Below are 17,255 nucleotides of genomic sequence, written 5' to 3' on the forward strand. Positions count from 1 at the left end.
AATGCGCCCCGAAGTTACCGATTAGTGCCGCATTCTTTTTTGCCCGACAGTCGTGCGCCCCATCTCCCGTATGGTGATAGTCTTCATCCGTCACCTGTCTGTAGAGTCTAGGGGCGTGCGGAAAATGGCGAAGAACGAAAAGGTCCAATCGAATTCGGCGACTTCAGGCCCGGTCGCTGCTCGGACCTTGGTCGGAGGCGCCCGCCATTCCCGCCAGGAAAATCGCGGCAGGCCGGACCTGCCGCACGGCGCCAGCCACGGCATGAGCCGCTCCACCCAGTTCCTCGTCGCCGCCGCGCTGACCCTCGGCCTGACCATGACCTTCGTCGGCAACCTGGTCAGCGCGCGGGTGCAGAGCGCCGCCCTGCAGAGCGCGGCCGAGGCCGGTGCGCTCTACATGGAGGCCTTCCTGGAACCCTACGTGCAGGAGCTGAGCAGCACCGCCACCCTCTCGCCGCAGAGCACCCGGGCGCTCGACCAGCTGACCCGCAGCCCGTCGCTCAGGCGCCACGTCGCCTCGGTGAAGATCTGGCGCACGGACGGCACCGTGGCCTACAGCACGGACAAGTCGATCACCCACCGCAGCTTTCCCATGGACGAGATCGCCGGGGCGCTGGCCGGCCGGGTGGTCACCGCCCTCGAGGATCTCGAGCAGGAGGAGAACGACTTCGAGCGCAGCCTCGCCATCCCCCTCTACGAGATCTACGCCCCGCTGCGCGCCGCCGACAGCGGCAAGGTCGTCGCCGTCGGCGAGTTCTACGAAAGGGCCGACGGGCTCGAGAAGGAAATCGGCCGGGTGCGCCGGCAGGTCTGGCTGGTGGTCGGCACCGCGACCCTGGCCATGCTGGGGCTGATCTACTTCTTCGTCCGCCGCGGCGACCGGATCATCCAGCACCAGCGCATGGCGCTGAACGCGCGCGTGATCGCCCAGGCCCGCCTGCATCGCAAGAACGCCAAGCTGCAGAAGCGGATCACCAATGCCACCCACGAGTTCTGGAAGATCAACGAGCTCACCCTCAGGCGCCTCGGCGCCGACCTGCACGATGGCCCGGCGCAGCTGCTGACCCTGATCCTCATCCGCCTCGACGACCTCGCCGAGCAGCTCGGCGCGGCCCATGGCACCCCCGGCGAGGAGTACGAGACGATCAGGGGCGCCGCCCAGGATGCCCTGCGGGAAATCCGCGACATCTCCCGCGGCCTGGCCCTCCCGGAGGTCAACGACCTGACGCTGCACGAGGAGCTGCAGCTCGCCGCCCAGCGGCACATGCAGCGGACCTCGACGGCGGTCGAGCTGGCGCTGGCGCCGCTGCCCCCGAGCGCGCCCCTGCCCCTGAAGATCTGCATCTACCGCTTCGTCCAGGAATGCCTGAACAACGCCTTCCGCCATGCCGATGGCGCCGGCCAGATGCTGGCCGCCAGCTATGGCAACGGACTGCTGAGCGTGCAGGTATCGGACCGCGGACCGGGGATGCCGGCGCGGGCGCCGGAGGTGGGGGGCGGCGACAATGCCCGCCTGGGCCTGGCCGGCCTGCGCTATCGGGTGGAATCGCTCGGCGGCTTCTTCACCATCGACTCGCAGCCGGGACAGGGCACCACGGTGAAGGCGCAATTCAGACTGTAGCGCGGCGCAGGATGCCGGAACTTCACGATTCCTTGGAGTCGTGCAGCGACGCCCCGAAGATCATCCGCCCCATGCTTTCGCGCTCCCAGTAACGGCGCAGGGCGGCGACCGCCTCGACGCGGTTGCGGGCATTCAACTTCTGCATGACGCAGGTCATGTAGTGTTTCACCGTCTTCTCGCTGATCGCCAGTCGCCAGGCAACTTCCTTGTTGGTCAGCCCGTTGGATACTTCGCGAATGACCTGCTCCTCACGGTGGGTCAGCCTGACGCCTTTCTTGTCGGCTTCCTGCCTGCCGAAGTTCTGCAGCAACTTCTTCTCCAGCGCCGGACTTATGTAGATGGCCCCCATGGCCACGATGCGGATGGCCTGCACCAGATCCGGCCCGCTGATGCCCTTGAGCAGATATCCCTTCGCCCCGGCCTCGAGCGCGCAGCAGGCATCCTCCTCCGACTCGGAGACGGTGAGCATGATGATCTTGACGGCAGGCAGGCGCGAGGCGATCGCGCGCACCGCGGCGAAGGTGTCGCCGGGCATGTTCACGTCCATCAGCAGGACATCCGGAGCGAGGCGCTCGGCGATCGACTGCGCCTCGTCGGCGCTGCCGCCCTGCTCCACCACCTTGAGATCGGCCCGCTTCCTGAGCGTGTTGACGACGCCCTCGCGCAACAGCGGGTGATCGTCCACGACACCAATCCTGATCTGCATGGAAAGATCCTTCTCTAGCCCCCATCCCGACCCTCTCGGCGCCCCGCGCCCGCGGACCGCGCCGCTCGCCGGTCGCAACCGTTCGCCCCGGGCGGGACGGACGCCCGCCGGGTTGCCGGCCTTTTCTGGCAGCGTAGCAGGCCGCCGGCGCGGCGCCGCTACGCTCGTCGGCTCGCACCGCCGCAGGCGCGCTCCGCGTGCGGGCACCCCGGACTTAGGTCCGACGATTTCGCCCCGCCAAACGGCCGTCGCAGGGACCGCCAGCCCCCGCCAAGCCCTTGTTTTCACTGGACCTTCCCGCCGACCGAAGCGCAGGCAGCGGCTCCGCGCCGGCCCGCCGCGCTCGCCGCACGGCGCCTCCCGCCTAAGCTGACCCTGAAAGCCGTGACAGGGCCGTTGCGCCGCGGGACCCGCCCCGGAAGGGCCGGGCCTGCCGCACGGGATCGCCCATGATCCGCTGCCGTGGATGAGCACGATGGACCGCAAACCGAAGCCACGCTCCGAACTCGCCGAGGCCCTGTTCAGCCTGCGCCATACCTTCTACGCGCTGGCCGGCTTCAGCGGGGTCATCAACCTGCTGATGCTCACCCCAGCGGTCTACATGCTGCAGGTCTACGACCGCGCCCTGGTCAGCGCCAACTCCACCACGCTGCTGATGCTGACCCTGCTGATGGTCGGCCTGTACGTGCTGCTGGCCCTGCTCGAGACGCTGCGCAGCCGGGTGATGATCCGCGTCGGCAACCGCCTCGACATGAGCCTCAGCCGCCGGGTCTTCCGCGCCGCCTTCGAGCGCAACCTGAGCCGCGCCGGCGGCAATCCGGCGCAGGCCCTGCAGGATCTCGCCCAGGTGCGCCAGTTCCTCACCGGCAACGGCCTGTTCGCCTTCTTCGATGCGCCCTGGACGCCGATCTACCTGTCCATCGCCTTCCTCGTCCACCCCCTGCTCGGCTTCCTCACCCTGGCCGGCTCGCTGCTGCTGGTGGCGCTGACCTTCCTCACCGAGCTGGCCACCGCCAAGCCGCTGGCCGAGGCCAACCAGGCGAGCCAGGCCTCGGCCAGCTTCGCCAACAACAACCTGCGCAACGCCGAGGCCATCGCCGCGCTGGGCATGCTGCCGGCCATCGGCCGGCGCTGGTTCGCCAGCTACCTGCGCATCCTCGACAAGCAGACGCTCGCCTCGGACCGCGCCGCCTGGATCGGCGGCCTGGGCCGCTTCGTGCGGCTGACCCTGCAGTCGCTGATCCTCGGCGCCGGGGCGCTGCTGGCCATCGACGGGCAGATCACCCCGGGCATGATGATCGCCTGCTCGATCCTCAGCGGCCGGGCGCTGGCGCCGGTCGAGCAGGTCATCGGCGCCTGGCGGCCGCTGCTCGGCGCCCGCCGCGCCTGGGGCCGCCTGCGCCAGCTGCTGGAGGACTTCCCGACCCCGCCGGCGGCGATGCCGCTGCAGCGTCCGCTCGGCCTGCTGAGCGTCGAGAACCTCCACGCCGGCGCACCGGGCTCGACCCAGCCGATCATCCGCGGGGTGAACCTGCGCCTGGCGCCAGGCGAGTCGCTGGGCATCATCGGCCCCTCGGCGGCCGGCAAGTCGACCCTCGCCCGCCTGCTGGTGGGCATCTGGCCGCCCCTCAGCGGCAAGGTCCGCCTCGACGGCGCGGACGTCTTCGCCTGGAACAAGGAGGAACTCGGGCCGTGGCTCGGCTACCTGCCGCAGGACGTCGAGCTGTTCGAGGGCAGCATCGCGGAGAACATCGCCCGCTTCGGCGAGATCGACGGCGAGGCGGTCGTCCTCGCCGCCAGGCGCGCCGGCGTGCACGAGATGATCCTGCGCTTCCCCAGGGGCTACGACACCCTGCTGGACGCCGACGGCCACCCGCTGTCCGGCGGGCAGAAGCAGCGCATCGGCCTGGCGCGCGCCATCTACGGCGAGCCGAGCCTGGTCGTCCTCGACGAGCCGAACGCCAGCCTCGACGACGCCGGCGAGCGGGCGCTGCTCGAGGTCATCGCCATGCTCCGCCAGCGCCGCTGCACGACCGTCATCGTTTCGCACCGCCCCGGCACGCTCAACGCCGTCGACAAGCTCCTGCTGCTGCGCGAGGGCGTTATGCAGCTGTTCGGCCCCCGCGACGAGGTGCTCGCCGCGCTGGCGCCGGCCAGCGCGCACCCCGCCGCCAATACCCTGACCGCGGTCGGGAGGAGGGAATGATGTCCACGCTGGATTTCGGCCAGGGCAGCCCCTGCCCCGCCCCGACCATCGCGGTCGACGACCGCAAGACCGTGCGCCGCGGCCTGGCGCTGGTGCTGGTCGCCTTCGGCGGCTTCCTGCTGTGGGCCTGGCTGGCGCCGCTGGATGCCGGGGTGGTCGCCTCCGCCACCGTGAAGGTGTCGAGCAACCGCAAGAGCATTGAGCACCTGACCGGCGGCAGCGTGGAGGCCATTCTGGTGCGCGAGGGCGACAGCGTCAGCGAGGGCCAGCCGCTGGTCCGCCTCGACGCCACCGAGGCCCGCGCCGAGCAGGGCGTGATCGGCGCCCAGTACCTCGCCGCCCGCACGATGGAGAACCGCCTGGAGGCCGAGCGCGACGACCGCGAGCAGGTCGCCTTCGATGCCGGGCTGTCGGAACGCTTCGGCGACAGCGCGGAGCTGGCCGCGGCGCTCGACCTGCAGAGGCGCCTGTTCGCCACCCGGCGCACCAGCCGCGCCGGCGAGGTCAGCATCCTGCAGGAGTCGCTCGACTCGGCGGAGAACCAGGCCAAGGGGCTGCAGCAGATCTACGCCGCCCGCGCCGCGCAGTTGCGCTTTCTCCAGCAGGAACTCGACGGCGCGCGCCAGCTGGCGGCCGAAGGCTACATCCCGCGCAACCGCATGCTCGAACTCGAGCGCAGCGCCGCCGAGCTGAACGCCGCCCAGGCGGAGAACCAGAACGAACTCGCACGCATCCGCGGGCAGGCGGCCGAGCTGCGCCTGCGCATCCGCCAGCACGACCACGACTATCGCAAGGAGATCCAGGCGCAGCTGGCCGACGTCCGCAAGGAGCGCAGCGCCCTCGCCGACCGCCTGCAGGCCCTCGACTACCAGGTCCGCCACACCGTCATCCGCGCCCCCATCGACGGCATGGTCCAGGGCCTGAACATCGCCACCATCGGCGGCGTGATCCAGTCGGGCGCCAGGATCATGGAGATAGTCCCGGCCAACGAGCCGCTGCAGATCGACGCCATGCTGCCGGTGCAGGTCATCGACCGGATGGAGCCCGGACTGCCGGTGAGCATCGCCTTCCCCGCCTTCAACCACGCGCAGACCCCCAGCATCCCCGGCCGGGTGCTGACGGTGTCGGCCGACCGGCTGATCGACGAGGAAAGCCGCCAGCCGTTCTACCTTGCCCAGATCGAGGTCACCACGGAGGGCATGGCGATGCTCGGCGCCAACCGCATCCGCGCCGGCATGCCGGCCTCGGTCACCATCCGGACCGGGGAGCGCAACCTGCTGAGCTACCTGCTCAAACCTCTCCTCGACAGGGTCGCCAGTTCGTTCAAGGAGCAGTGAGATGAACCAAGGACCGGCGCTTGCCTGCGCCCTGGGGATCGCCTGCCTCGCCCTGCCGGCCCAGGCGCTGGACCTGCGCCAGGCCTGGGACCTGCTGCAATACCAGGGGCCGATCTACCGCTCCGCCGCCAACGAGAAGGCCGCCGCCGCCGAGAACCGCGCCCTCGGCCGCGCCGGCCTGCTGCCGCAGGTCGGCCTGAGCGCCTCCGGCAGCCGGATCGACGGCAGCCAGCGGCAGCCGGACGTCTTCGGCCGCAGCCGCGACAACAACCTGGACTACACCGCCCGGAGCGCCAGCGTGCAGCTGCGCCAACCGCTCTTCAACGGGCAGAAGCTGGCCGGCTACCGGCAGGGCGGCTACCAGGCCGACGCCGGCGCGGCGGTGTTCGACGCCAAGACCCAGGATGCCGCCGTGCAGCTGGCGGGGCGCTATTTCGACGTGCTGCTCGCCCACCAGACCATCGAGCTGGCCGCGACCAAGCTGCGCGCCTTCGAGGAGCAGGTGGCCTCGACCCGCCGGCGTCTGGAGCTTGGCGATGGCACGGTCACCGACGTCGACGAGGCGGTCGCCCGGCGCGACCTGGCGAGCGCCGAACTGCTCGAGGCCCGGGACAACCTGCAGGTGACCCGGCGACGCCTGCAGGAGTTTCTCGGCGAAGCCCCCGAGCACATCGCCACCCTGCAGGAGCGCTTCGCCACGCCGCCGCTGCAGCCTGCCGAGCTCGCCGACTGGATCGCCAGGGCCGGCAGCGACAACCCCGCGGTCCGCGCCCGGCGCCTCGGCGTCGCGGTCGCCGAGCAGGAAGTGGCCAAGGCCCGCGCCGGCCACTGGCCGACTCTCGACCTGGTGCTCGGCTACACCGCGGCGGACAGCGACTCGCTGTCCACCGTGGACCAGCGCAACCGCTACGGCTCGATCGGCCTGGAAATGAACATGCCGCTGTTCAGCGGCGGCTACACCAGCGCCCGCGTGCGCCAGACCAGCGCCAGCCGGGCACAGGCGGAGGACGACCTGAGCGTCGCCCGCGAGGCCATCGTTTCCGACACCACCCGCGAGTTCCAGAGCGTGCAGAGCGGCGAGGCGCGCATCCGCGCCCTGGAGACCGCCGTCAGGTCCGGCGAGAAGTCGCTGGACTCGGTAAGGAAGGGCTTCCTCGCCGGCACCAGCACCAACGTGGACATCCTCGACGCCGAGGAACTGGTGTACAGCGCGCGGCGCGACCTGTTCGAGGCCAAGCTGCGCTACCTGCTCTCCCGGCTGCGCCTGGCCGCCCTGGCCGGAGCCCTGGGCGTCGACGACATCGACCAGGCGAACGCCTACCTGGGACCGCGGCTGGCATTCTGAGCGGCGGCCCCGGCAAAACCTTGTAAAAACCCTTTTCTTGATCGAAACAGTCGGGTTTTCTAGGCTGGAAGCGTGACACCGGGCCCCTCTGACGGCTGACGCCGCCATGTCGGAGTCACAGTTGATGAAACTTCGACTGCAAGGAGGGGTCCATGACTGCCCTACATTCGTTCCTGTTCGCCGACTTCCTCGGCACCGCCACCTGGCTGTGGCTGGCGTTCTTCGCCGTGGTGATTTCCCTGCTGGTCTTCGACCTCGGCGTGCTGCACCGCGACCAGCACGAGATCGGCGTCAAGGAGAGCCTGCTGCTGTCGGCCGGCTACATCACCGTCGGCCTGCTGTTCGCGGTCTGGGTGTGGTTCCAGAAGGGCGGCGACGCCGGCATGGACTACCTGACCGGCTTCCTGATCGAGAAGTCGCTGTCGATGGACAACGTGTTCCTGATGGCGGTGATCTTCAGCTTCCTCGGCATTCCGCGCCGCTACCAGCACAAGGTGCTGTTCTGGGGCATCCTCGGGGTGATCGTGCTGCGCGCCGTGATGATCGGCCTGGGCGCCGCGCTGATCCACCAGTTCAGCTGGATCCTCTACGTGTTCGGCGTGTTCCTGGTGCTCACCGGCGTGCGCATGCTGTTCGCCCGGGTCGATGAGACCCCGGACCTGGAGAACAACCTGCTGGTGCGCTTCCTGCGCAGCCACCTGCGCATCACCGACCGCCTGCACGAGCAGCGCTTCTTCGTGCGCCAGCCCGACGCCAGCGGCAGGCCGGTGCTGTGGATCACCCCGCTGTTCCTCGCCCTGATCCTCATCGAGTGCGCCGACGTGGTGTTCGCGGTGGACAGCGTGCCGGCGATCTTCGCCATCACCCAGGACCCGTTCATCGTCTACACCTCGAACATCTTCGCCATCCTCGGCCTGCGCGCGCTGTACTTCGCCCTCGCCGCGCTGATCCACCGCTTCGCCTACCTGAAGTACGCCCTGGCGCTGGTGCTGGTGTTCATCGGCGGCAAGATCTTCCTGGTCGGCATCATCGGCAAGATCCCGGCGGCGCTGTCGCTCGGCGTGACCCTGACCCTGCTGATCGGCGGCGTGCTGGTGTCGCTGTGGAAGACCCGCCACGCGGCCGGCGACGCCACCCGCGCTAGCCAGCAGTGACCTCGCTGGAGAAGCGCTGCACTACGTCGACCACCCGTCCGGCGCCGTCGTGGATCTGGCGGATCGCGGTGCCGGCCTCGTTGGCCAGGCGCACGCCGTCCTCCACCTGGCTCAGGCTGGCGGCCATGCCCTGCATCACCTCGCCGGCCTGCTGGTGGATCGCGCCGATCAGTTCGGTGATCGAGCCGGTGGCCTGCGCGGTGCTGCCGGCCAGGCTGCGTACCTCGGCGGCGACCACCGCGAAGCCCTGGCCGCTGGAGCCGGCGCGCGCCGCCTCGATGGCGGCGTTGAGCGACAGCAGGTTGGTCTGCTGGGCGATGTTCTGGATCGAGTCGACGATCGCCGTGATCTGCTGGATGCGCTGCTCCAGGCGCTCGACCTGACTCACCGAGGTGCGTACCCGCTCGGCCAGCGCGTGCATGCGCTCGGTCGCATCGAGGATCACCCGCTGGCCGGACATCGACAGCTGCTCGGTTTCCCGGGCGATCTGGTAGGCGGTCTGCGCGCTGTGCCGCTCGGCCGCGTGGCGGCGGACCTGCTCGCTGATGTCGCTGGCGAACTTGATCACCTGGTAGGGGCGGCCCTGCTCGTCGAGCACCGGGTTGTAGGTGGCCTCCAGCCAGATCGGCTGGCCGCCCCTGGTGACCCGCTCGCACTCGCCGGAGAAGAACTGGCCGCTGCGCAGGCGCTCCCAGAAGGCGCGGTAGTCGGCGGAAGCACGGTAGTCCGGGCGGCAGAACTGCGCATGCGGCTTGCCGAGAATCTCTTCCAGGCGATAGCCCATGGCGGCGAGGAAGTTGGCGTTGGCATCCACCACCCGTCCGTCCATGTCGAACTGCACCACCGCCATCGAGCGGTTCAGCGCGTCGAGCAGGTTGCGCGCGTGGCTGGACTCGCGCACCCGCTCGCTGGTGTCGCTGGCGACCTTGAGCACCCGCTCGATCTGGCCGCGCTCGTCCTGCACCGGCACGTAGGTGGCCTCCAGCCAGATCGGCTGGCCGTCCGCGCGGCGACGTTCGAACACCCCGCCGAAGGATTCGCCCTGGCGCAGGCGCTCCCAGAAGTGCGGGTACTCCTCGCTCTGCGCATAGTCCGGCGGGCAGAAGTCGCGGTGGTGGACGCTACCGATCCGTTCGGCGGAGCAGCCGACCAGCTCGCAGAAGCGCTCGTTGGCGGCCCGGACGGTACCGTCCAGGTTGAACTCGACCATCGCCACGGCGCGGTCGATCGACTTGAACAGCTCCCTGTAGCGCCGCGGCTGACCGGGCAGGGAGCGGAGGAAACGTAGCATCAGACAATCCCCACGGAACGGAAGAGGTGGAAAGCACCGCGGGCTCGGCCGGTCAGCAGCAGGCCGGCCATGGCGGCAGACGGGACGTCTTTGTGCCTTTCGCCAGCGACGACAGGGTGGCGACAGACCTGTACATAACATTTACAAATAACCAAAAGATTGTACAGAAAAATTCGGTAGAACCCGGCGACGAGCGCTGCACTCCGGCGCGCGATCTGCCCGCCAGCGCGGCGCGATGCTAGGATGCGCGCCCTATGCGCATCCACGACCTGACCTCCCGCCTCGCCGCCAGCGGCGCCCAGCCCTGCCACAGCACCCGCATCCTGCGCGCCTGGCTGGCCGGCCGGCCGCTGGACAGCGGCCCGCGCAACCGCCCGGCCGCGGATTTTTTCCCGCTGTCGGTGCGCGCGGCGCTGCCGCAGCTCGACGCCGAGATCGCCGGCCTGGCCCGGCTGCGCTCCGAGCACCCCGGCGCCGACGGCTCGGCGCGCCTGCTGGTCGAACTCAACGACGGGCAGATGGTGGAGAGCGTGCTGCTGCCCCGCGACGGCCTGTGCGTGTCGACCCAGGTCGGCTGCGCGGTTGGCTGCGTGTTCTGCATGACCGGCAAGAGCGGCCTGCTGCGCCAGGTCGGCAGCGCCGAGATCGTCGCCCAGGTGGCTCTGGCGCGGCGCTTCCGCCCGGTGAAGAAGGTGGTGTTCATGGGCATGGGCGAGCCGGCGCACAACCTCGACAACGTGCTGGAGGCCATCCACCTGCTCGGCACCGAGGGCGGCATCGGCCACAAGAACCTGGTGTTCTCCACGGTGGGCGATCCGCGCGTGTTCGAGCGCCTGCCCGGGGAGCGGGTCAAGCCGGCGCTGGCGCTGTCGCTGCACACCACCAACGCCGAACTGCGCCGCGAGCTGCTGCCGCGCGCGCCGCAGATCGATCCCGAGGAGCTGGTCGCGCAGGGCGAGGCCTACGCCCGCGCGGTCGGCTACCCGATCCAGTACCAGTGGACGCTGCTCAGGGGCATCAACGACAGCGTCGAGGAAATGGACGGCATCCTGCGCCTGCTCAGGGGCAAGTACGCGGTGATGAACCTGATCCCCTACAACAGCCTGGAAGGCGACGACTTCCAGCGTCCCGACGGCGAGCGCATCGTGCAGATAGTGCGCTACCTGCACAGCCGGGGCGTGCTGACCAAGGTGCGCAACAGCGCCGGACAGGACGTCGACGGCGGCTGCGGCCAGCTGCGCGCGCGGGCCGAGGTGGTGAGGAGCCGCCGCCAGCCGCGCTGACCCGCGGCGGACGGCGAGCGCCGTCTCAGGTGGCGCTGCCGCTGGCCACCGGCGTGCCGGTCGCCGGGGCCGGGGGCAGCGCACCCGGCACGCCCCAGATGCCGCCCAGGCTCTGCAGCAGCGATCCGGCCAGGCCCTGGTTGCCGAGGAACTGCAGCAGGATGGAAGCAAACTGGCCGACCAGGCTGCTTTCCATGCCCAGCCCCGTGAAGGTTCTGGCGACGCCCGCCAGGCTGTCGACCGGCGCTGCCGGCTGCGGGGCCTGGCTGGCGCCGCCGCCGAGCAGGCCGCTCAGCACGCCCAGCCGACCGAGCATGCCGCTGGCGCCGCTGTCGGCGCCGGCGGGGTTGCCGCCCAGCAGCGCCAGCCCCGGCACCGCACCGGCCAGCTGGGCGTACTGGTCGCCGGCCAGCTGGCTCTGCGCCAGGCCGAGCAGCGCGCCGACCCCGCCCATCGCCTGCTGCGGCGTCACCTGCAGGGCGCCCAGCTGCTCGATCAGCGCCAGGGTCTGCGGATTGGCCAGACGGCCGAGGGCGGCGGCGGCCCCGGGCAGCGCCGAGGAGGCCGCGCCCGCCGGGGCGGAGACCGCCGGGGCGCCCGCTGGCGCCGGAGCGACCGCCTCCTGCGCCGGCGCGTTGCCGACCGGCGGCGTCACCTGCAGGGCAGGGTCCGCCGGGACCGGGGACACCCGGACGGTGTCCCCGCCGGCGGCGGCGAACGCCGGTGCGCTCGCCACGAGCAGCAGGACGGAGAGGCTGAGAGGGCGAAGCAGGGGCATGGAACGGACCTCGAGGAAAGGAAGGCAGACCAGCCTCTGACCACGCCGCCGGCACAAATGCTGAGCAGCCGGCGGAAAATCCGGCGAACGGCCCGCTGGCACGCTGCTGCACGCCGCAGGCCGGCTGTCCTACACTGAGCAGCGCCGACCGTCGCCAGGGGGTGTCATGGAGCTGCTGAAACAGAAGATCCGCGAACAGGGCGTCGTGCTGTCCGCCCAGGTGCTCAAGGTGGATGCCTTCCTCAACCACCAGGTCGACCCCGTGCTGATGCAGCAGGTCGGCGTCGAGTTCGCCCGCCGCTTCGCCGGGCAGGACATCGACAAGGTGCTGACCATCGAGGCCTCGGGCATCGCCCCGGCGCTGATGACCGCGCTGGCCCTCGGCGTGCCCATGCTGTTCGCCCGCAAGCAGCAGTCGCTGACCCTCGGCGGCGAGCTGCTGACCGCGCGGGTGTACTCCTTCACCAAGCAGGTGGAGAGCACCATCGCCGTCGCCGCCAGCCACCTCGCCGCCGGCGAGCGGGTGCTGATCGTCGACGACTTCCTCGCCCACGGCCAGGCGGCGCGGGGCCTGGCGACCATCGTCGAGCAGGCCGGCGCGCGGGTGGCCGGCATCGGCATCGTCATCGAGAAGTCGTTCCAGCCCGGTCGCGGCGAACTGGCGCGGCTCGGCTACCGGGTCGAGTCGCTGGCGCGCATCGCCTCGCTGGAGGGCGGCGCGGTGCGCTTCCTCGACTGAGCCGCCGCGCGGGCACAAAAAAGCCGCCCGCAGGCGGCTCTTTCGCGATACCGGCGAAAATTACATGCCGGCCATCTTGTGGATCGCGCCCAGCAGCTCGTCGTCGGAGCAGTCGGCGCAGGTGCCCTTCGGCGGCATGGCGTTGCGGCCGGCGATGGCCGACTTCAGCAGCGCATCGATACCACCGCGCTCGCTGGCGCGGGCCTTCCAGTCGGCCGCGTCGCCGATCTTCGGCGCGCCCAGCACGCCGGCGCTGTGGCAGGCGCCGCAGTACTTGGCGACCACGTCGTCGGCGCTGCGCGCACCGCCGCCGGCAGCGGCAGCCACGGCACCCACGCCCTTGCACTCCTGGCCGGCGATGCACACTTCGCCTACCGGCTTCAGACGTTCGGCGATGGCGTCATCGCTCGCGGCCTGGGCGCCAACCGCCCACAGGGCCAGCACGGCAGCCTGGGCTGCCAAGACTTTCTTGATCAGGTTCACCCTTACACCCTCTATGGCTAGTCACGCCCGGGGCGGTAGGGCCGCGCGGGCGGCGGCAGTATAACGGCAAAGCGAAGCCTGCCGAAACAACCCCGATGGTCGCAGGGCCTTGCTGCCAAAGGCCCGGCCCATCAGCCTCGGCGGGTCAGAAGTTGGCCGGCGTGGTGGCGCTGATCAGCCGGGCCGGCACGTCGAACGGATTGCGGAAACGGTGCGGCTGGTCGCTGCGGAAGTAGTAGCTGTCGCCGCTCTCGAGGATGTACACCTCCTCGCCGACGGTCAGCTCGAGACGCCCGGCGACCAGCACGCCGGCCTCCTCGCCCTCGTGGTTGAGCATCTCCATGCCGGTGTCGGTGCCCGGGGGATAGGTCTCGTCGAGGAACGACATGATCCGGTTGGGGAACATGCGGCCGACCAGCTTCATGGTCACCGCGCCGCTGCCGATGTCGATCAGCTCGTCGGACTTGTACACCACCTGGGTCTGGTTGCCCTCCTCGAGGTCCATGGAGAAGAACTCCACCAGCGACATGGGGATGCCGCCGAGCACCTTCTTCAGCGAACTGATCGACGGGCTGACGCTGTTCTTCTCGATCATCGAGATGGTGCTGTTGGTCACACCCGCGCGCTTGGCCAACTCGCGCTGGGACAGGCCTTTGAGTTTGCGGATCGCGTGCAGACGGGCGCCGACGTCCAAGGCTGGAGACCTCCACGGTCATTCGGGATCAGGGATGAATATGACAATGATGGCAAGCACGTTCAGTATTTACAACACGAACGCCCCGCGCGGCAGGCCGGGCGGGGTGGCGGGAGGGGGCCGGCAAGCGGGCCGCAGGCCCGCCGTGGCGAGGGCTCAGGCGGGCCCGGAGTAGTGGCGCGGCACCCGCTTGAGGTTGCAGAACAGTTGGTAGGGAATGGTCCCGGCCGCCGCCGCCACCTCGCTGGCCGGCACCTGCGCGCCCCACAGCTCGACCCGGCTGCCGAGGCCGGCCTGCGGCAGGTCGGTCAGATCGACGGTGAGCATGTCCATCGACACCCGGCCGATCAGTGACGTGCGCACGCCGTCCACCGCCACCGGGGTGCCGCTCGGCGCGTGGCGCGGGTAGCCGTCGGCGTAGCCCATGGCCACCACGCCGACGCGGGTCGGCCGGGCGCTGACGAAGCGCGCGCCGTAGCCGACCGGCTCGCCGGCGGGCAGCTCGCGCACGGCGATGATCTGCGACTCCAGGGTCATCACCGGCCGCAGGCGCGCCGCCTGGGCCTGCGCCTGCTCGAAGGGCGTGGCGCCGTAGAGCATGATCCCCGGACGCACCCAGTCGCTGGGAACCTCGGGCCAGCCGAGCAGTGCCGGCGAGTTGCGCAGGCTGACCTCGCCGCCGAGCCCGGCCGTGGCGGCGCGGAACGCGGCCAACTGCTCGGCGGTGCGCGGGCAGTCGAGTTCGTCGGCGCGGGCGAAGTGGCTCATCAGCACGATCCTGTCCACCTTGCCGCTGGCCAGCAGCCGGGCGTGGGCGGCGCGGTACTCCTCGGGATGCAGGCCGACCCGGTGCATGCCCGAATCCAGCTTCAGCCACACGCTCAGCGGCCGCGCCAGCGCGGTGCGCTCGATGGCCTCCAGCTGCCAGGCCGAGTGCACCACGCACCACAGCTGGTGCTCGGCGATCAGCGCCAGCTCGTCGGCCGCGAAGAAGCCTTCGAGCAGCAGGATCGGCGCGCGAATGCCGGCCGCGCGCAGCTCCAGCGCCTCCTCGATGCAGGCCACGGCGAAGCCGTCGGCCTCCTCCGCCAGCGCCTCGGCGCAGCGCACCGCGCCGTGGCCGTAGGCATCGGCCTTGACCACGGCGAGGGCACGGGCGCCGCCGAGTTCGCGGGCCAGGCGGTAGTTGTGACGCAGGGCGTCGAGATCGATCAGGGCACGGGCTGGACGCATGGCAGGTCTTCTTGTGATGAAAAAAAGCCCGGCGCAACCGGCCGGGCAAAGCAAGGGTCAGGGCAGCGCGGCCACCACGGTCATCTCGACACGGGCGCGCGGGTCGTACAGTTTCGCCTCGACGCAGGTGCGTGCCGGTGCGCAGCCGGCCGGCAGCCAGGCGTCCCACACCGCGTTCATCCCGGCGTAATCGGCCAGGTCGGTGAGGTGGATGGTCACCGCCAGCAGGCGCGACTTGTCGCTGCCGGCCTCGGCGAGCAGGCGCTCGATGCTGGCCAGGGTCTCGGTGGTCTGCTGCTGGATGTCGCCGGCGTAGTCGTCGGCCAGTTGGCCCGCCAGGTAGACGGTGCCGTTGTGGACGACGATCTCGCTGTAGCGGGTCTCAGTGTGCAGGCGCTGGATGGGCATTGGGGGTGTTCTCCTTGGAAGAGCCGTAGCGGGAAATGTCCAGGCCCTGCGGGCTGATCTGCGGGCGCTTTTTCGCCATCAGGTCGGCGAGCAGGCGGCCGGAGCCGCAGGCCATGGTCCAGCCAAGGGTACCGTGTCCGGTGTTGAGGAACAGGTTGCGGTAGCGGGTGGCGCCGACGATCGGGGTGCCGTCCGGGGTCGCCGGGCGCAGGCCGGTCCAGAACTCGGCGCGCGCCAGGTCGCCGCCCTGCGGGTACAGGTCGCGGGTGATCATCTCCAGGGTCTCGCGCCGGCGCGGGTTGAGCGACAGGTCGAAACCGGCGATCTCGGCCATGCCGCCGACGCGGATGCGGTCGTCGAAGCGGGTGATCGCCACCTTGTAGGTCTCGTCGAGGATGGTCGAGGTCGGCGCCATGGCCGCATCGGTGATCGGCACGGTCAGCGAGTAGCCCTTCAGCGGGTACACCGGCGCCCTGATCCCCAGCGGCTTGAGCAGCTGCGGCGAGTAGCTGCCGAGGGCCAGCACGTAGTGGTCGGCGGTTTCCAGCTGGCCGTCGATCCACACCCCGTTGATGCGCTCGCCGGCATGGTCGAGGCGCTCGATGGTGCGGCCGAAGCGGAACTCGACGCCGAGGCTGCGGGCCATCTCGGCCAGCCGGCTGGTGAACAGGAAGCAGTCGCCGGTCTGGTCGTTGGGCAGGCGCAGGGCGCCGGCCAGCTTGTCGGAAACCTTGGCCAGCGCCGGCTCGACGCGGGCGATGCCGGCGCGGTCGAGCACCTCGTAGGGCACCCCGGCCTGCTCGAGCACGGCGATGTCCTTGGCCGCGGCGTCGACCTGGGCCTGGGTGCGGAACAGCTGGGTGGTGCCGAGGCGGCGGCCCTCGTAGGCGATGCCGGTCTCGGCACGCAGCTCGTCGAGGCAGTCGCGGCTGTACTCGGCCAGGCGCACCATGCGCTCCTTGTTCACCGCATAGCGCGAGGCGGTGCAGTTGCGCAGCATCTGCGCCATCCACAGGTACTGGTCGAGGCTGGCGGTCGGCCTGATGGCCAGCGGCGCATGGCGCTGCAGCAGCCACTTCATGGCCTTCAGCGGGATGCCCGGGGCAGCCCACGGCGAGGCGTAGCCGGGCGACACCTGGCCGGCGTTGGCATAGCTGGTTTCCAGGGCCACGCCGTCCTGGCGGTCGACGACCACCACCTCGAACCCGGCGCGGGCCAGGTAGTACGCGCTGGCGGTGCCGACCACACCGCTGCCAAGGACCAGAACTCGCATGCTTGCCTCCCGCACCCGCCACCGCGAATGAGCTGTTGTTGTGGGCTTCGATGGGCGCAGTATAGGAACGCCGCTCCAGAAATATTCACTGTTCTTCAGGCGATTTCTGGCGATAATTCTCGGCAAAAACCCATTTCACGGAGTGGCATCCACCATGAACGAGGGCATCAAGAAGGGCCGGCGCGACCTCGACCGCACCGACCGCAGCATCCTGCGCATCCTCCAGCAGGAGGGGCGGATTTCCTTCACCGAGCTGGGCGAGCGGGTCAACCTGTCGACCACCCCGTGCACCGAGCGGGTGCGCCGCCTGGAGCGCGACGGGGTGATCCTCGGCTACCACGCCAGGCTCAATCCGCAGCTGCTGCGCGCGGGCCTCTTGGTGTTCGTCGAGCTGAGCCTGGACTACAAGTCCGGCGACACCTTCGAGGAGTTCCGCCGCGCGGTGCTCAAGCTGCCGCAGGTGCTGGAGTGCCACCTGGTGTCCGGCGAGTTCGACTACCTGATCAAGGCGCGCATCTCGGAGATGGCCTCCTACCGCAAGCTGCTCGGCGACATCCTGCTCAAGCTGCCGCACGTGCGCGAGTCGAAGAGCTACATCGTCATGGAGGAGGTCAAGGAGACCCTGGCGCTGCCGGTGCCGGACTGAGCGCCCCCCGGAAACGACAATGCCCGCATCCGGAGATGCGGGCATTGCGTCACGGCGC

The 17,255-nt window shown here is 70.1% G+C and carries 16 protein-coding genes and 1 pseudogene; 8 read left to right on the top strand and 9 right to left on the bottom strand.

Going from position 1 to position 17,255, the window contains the following annotated elements; all coding sequences use genetic code 11:
• Positions 1–124 precede the first annotated feature (124 nt).
• Positions 125–1,621, top strand: coding sequence for a sensor histidine kinase (locus tag RA210_RS02505; RefSeq protein ID WP_201485294.1), 1,497 nt, complete (start codon positions 125–127; stop codon positions 1,619–1,621).
• Between the two features lie 22 nt (positions 1,622–1,643).
• Here the strand turns inward: RA210_RS02505 and RA210_RS02510 are convergent, their stop codons facing one another.
• Complete coding sequence (locus tag RA210_RS02510; protein WP_136490662.1) at positions 1,644–2,327, bottom strand: response regulator; 684 nt, start codon at positions 2,325–2,327, stop codon at positions 1,644–1,646.
• A 475-nt stretch (positions 2,328–2,802) separates the two neighbouring features.
• Between RA210_RS02510 and RA210_RS02515 the strand changes: the two genes are divergently transcribed.
• The 4 genes from RA210_RS02515 to RA210_RS02530 all read left to right on the top strand — a co-directional run bounded on the left by RA210_RS02515 (position 2,803) and on the right by RA210_RS02530 (position 8,369).
• Positions 2,803–4,533 (top strand): type I secretion system permease/ATPase, encoded by a 1,731-nt coding sequence (locus RA210_RS02515; protein WP_201485295.1) that lies wholly within the window; start codon positions 2,803–2,805, stop codon positions 4,531–4,533.
• Positions 4,533–5,870: an HlyD family type I secretion periplasmic adaptor subunit gene (locus tag RA210_RS02520; RefSeq protein WP_236574600.1), complete on the top strand. Its 1,338-nt coding sequence runs from the start codon at positions 4,533–4,535 to the stop codon at positions 5,868–5,870. The genes RA210_RS02515 and RA210_RS02520 overlap by 1 nt, the downstream gene beginning before the upstream one ends.
• 1 nt (position 5,871) lies before the next feature.
• Positions 5,872–7,215, top strand: coding sequence for a TolC family outer membrane protein (locus tag RA210_RS02525; RefSeq protein ID WP_201485297.1), 1,344 nt, complete (start codon positions 5,872–5,874; stop codon positions 7,213–7,215).
• Between the two features lie 152 nt (positions 7,216–7,367).
• Complete coding sequence (locus tag RA210_RS02530) at positions 7,368–8,369, top strand: TerC family protein (RefSeq protein ID WP_201485298.1); 1,002 nt, start codon at positions 7,368–7,370, stop codon at positions 8,367–8,369.
• Here RA210_RS02530 and RA210_RS22135 read toward each other — a convergent pair.
• Together RA210_RS22135 and RA210_RS22140 are read right to left on the bottom strand one after the other, a co-directional pair.
• The gene (locus RA210_RS22135) at positions 8,356–8,829 is read right to left on the bottom strand and encodes a methyl-accepting chemotaxis protein (RefSeq protein ID WP_442963364.1); all 474 of its coding nucleotides are present in this window, start codon (positions 8,827–8,829) and stop codon (positions 8,356–8,358) included. The genes RA210_RS02530 and RA210_RS22135 overlap by 14 nt on opposite strands.
• Positions 8,830–8,907: 78 nt before the next feature.
• Positions 8,908–9,801 (bottom strand): annotated as a pseudogene (locus tag RA210_RS22140) (PAS domain-containing protein); the annotation flags it as partial.
• Positions 9,802–9,914: 113 nt separating this feature from the next.
• On the opposite strand from RA210_RS22140, the gene RA210_RS02540 reads away from it, so the two are divergent.
• Positions 9,915–10,943, top strand: a complete 1,029-nt coding sequence (locus tag RA210_RS02540) for an RNA methyltransferase (protein ID WP_201485300.1) — start codon at positions 9,915–9,917, stop codon at positions 10,941–10,943.
• A gap of 25 nt (positions 10,944–10,968) precedes the next feature.
• Here the strand turns inward: RA210_RS02540 and RA210_RS02545 are convergent, their stop codons facing one another.
• The gene (locus RA210_RS02545) at positions 10,969–11,721 is read right to left on the bottom strand and encodes a DUF2780 domain-containing protein (RefSeq protein ID WP_201485301.1); all 753 of its coding nucleotides are present in this window, start codon (positions 11,719–11,721) and stop codon (positions 10,969–10,971) included.
• A 166-nt stretch (positions 11,722–11,887) separates the two neighbouring features.
• On the opposite strand from RA210_RS02545, the gene RA210_RS02550 reads away from it, so the two are divergent.
• Positions 11,888–12,460 carry a xanthine phosphoribosyltransferase gene (locus RA210_RS02550; RefSeq protein WP_201485302.1) on the top strand — a complete coding sequence of 191 codons (573 nt, stop codon included), beginning with the start codon at positions 11,888–11,890 and terminating at the stop codon, positions 12,458–12,460.
• 60 nt (positions 12,461–12,520) lie between these two features.
• On the opposite strand, the gene RA210_RS02555 is transcribed toward RA210_RS02550, so the two are convergent.
• From RA210_RS02555 to dadA, 5 genes are all read right to left on the bottom strand, one after another.
• Entirely contained in the window at positions 12,521–12,943 is a 423-nt protein-coding gene (locus RA210_RS02555) for a c-type cytochrome (RefSeq protein ID WP_201485303.1), read from the bottom strand.
• 145 nt (positions 12,944–13,088) lie between these two features.
• Complete coding sequence (locus tag RA210_RS02560) at positions 13,089–13,637, bottom strand: cupin domain-containing protein (protein WP_136491455.1); 549 nt, start codon at positions 13,635–13,637, stop codon at positions 13,089–13,091.
• 156 nt (positions 13,638–13,793) lie between these two features.
• Positions 13,794–14,870 (bottom strand): alanine racemase, encoded by a 1,077-nt coding sequence (gene alr / locus RA210_RS02565; RefSeq protein ID WP_201485304.1) that lies wholly within the window; start codon positions 14,868–14,870, stop codon positions 13,794–13,796.
• Between the two features lie 57 nt (positions 14,871–14,927).
• The gene (locus tag RA210_RS02570; RefSeq protein ID WP_201485305.1) at positions 14,928–15,278 is read right to left on the bottom strand and encodes a RidA family protein; all 351 of its coding nucleotides are present in this window, start codon (positions 15,276–15,278) and stop codon (positions 14,928–14,930) included.
• A complete protein-coding gene (gene dadA / locus RA210_RS02575) occupies positions 15,253–16,551 on the bottom strand; it encodes a D-amino acid dehydrogenase (protein WP_136491458.1) in 1,299 nt (432 codons plus the stop codon). Before dadA ends, RA210_RS02570 begins: the two co-directional genes overlap by 26 nt.
• Positions 16,552–16,705: 154 nt before the next feature.
• Here dadA and RA210_RS02580 point away from each other — a divergent pair, with 154 nt between their 5' ends.
• Positions 16,706–17,197, top strand: coding sequence for an Lrp/AsnC ligand binding domain-containing protein (locus tag RA210_RS02580; protein WP_136491459.1), 492 nt, complete (start codon positions 16,706–16,708; stop codon positions 17,195–17,197).
• Positions 17,198–17,255: the final 58 nt, after the last annotated feature.

This window comes from Pseudomonas sp. OF001 (assembly GCF_904426495.1).
Classification (GTDB): Bacteria; Pseudomonadota; Gammaproteobacteria; order Pseudomonadales; family Pseudomonadaceae; genus Geopseudomonas.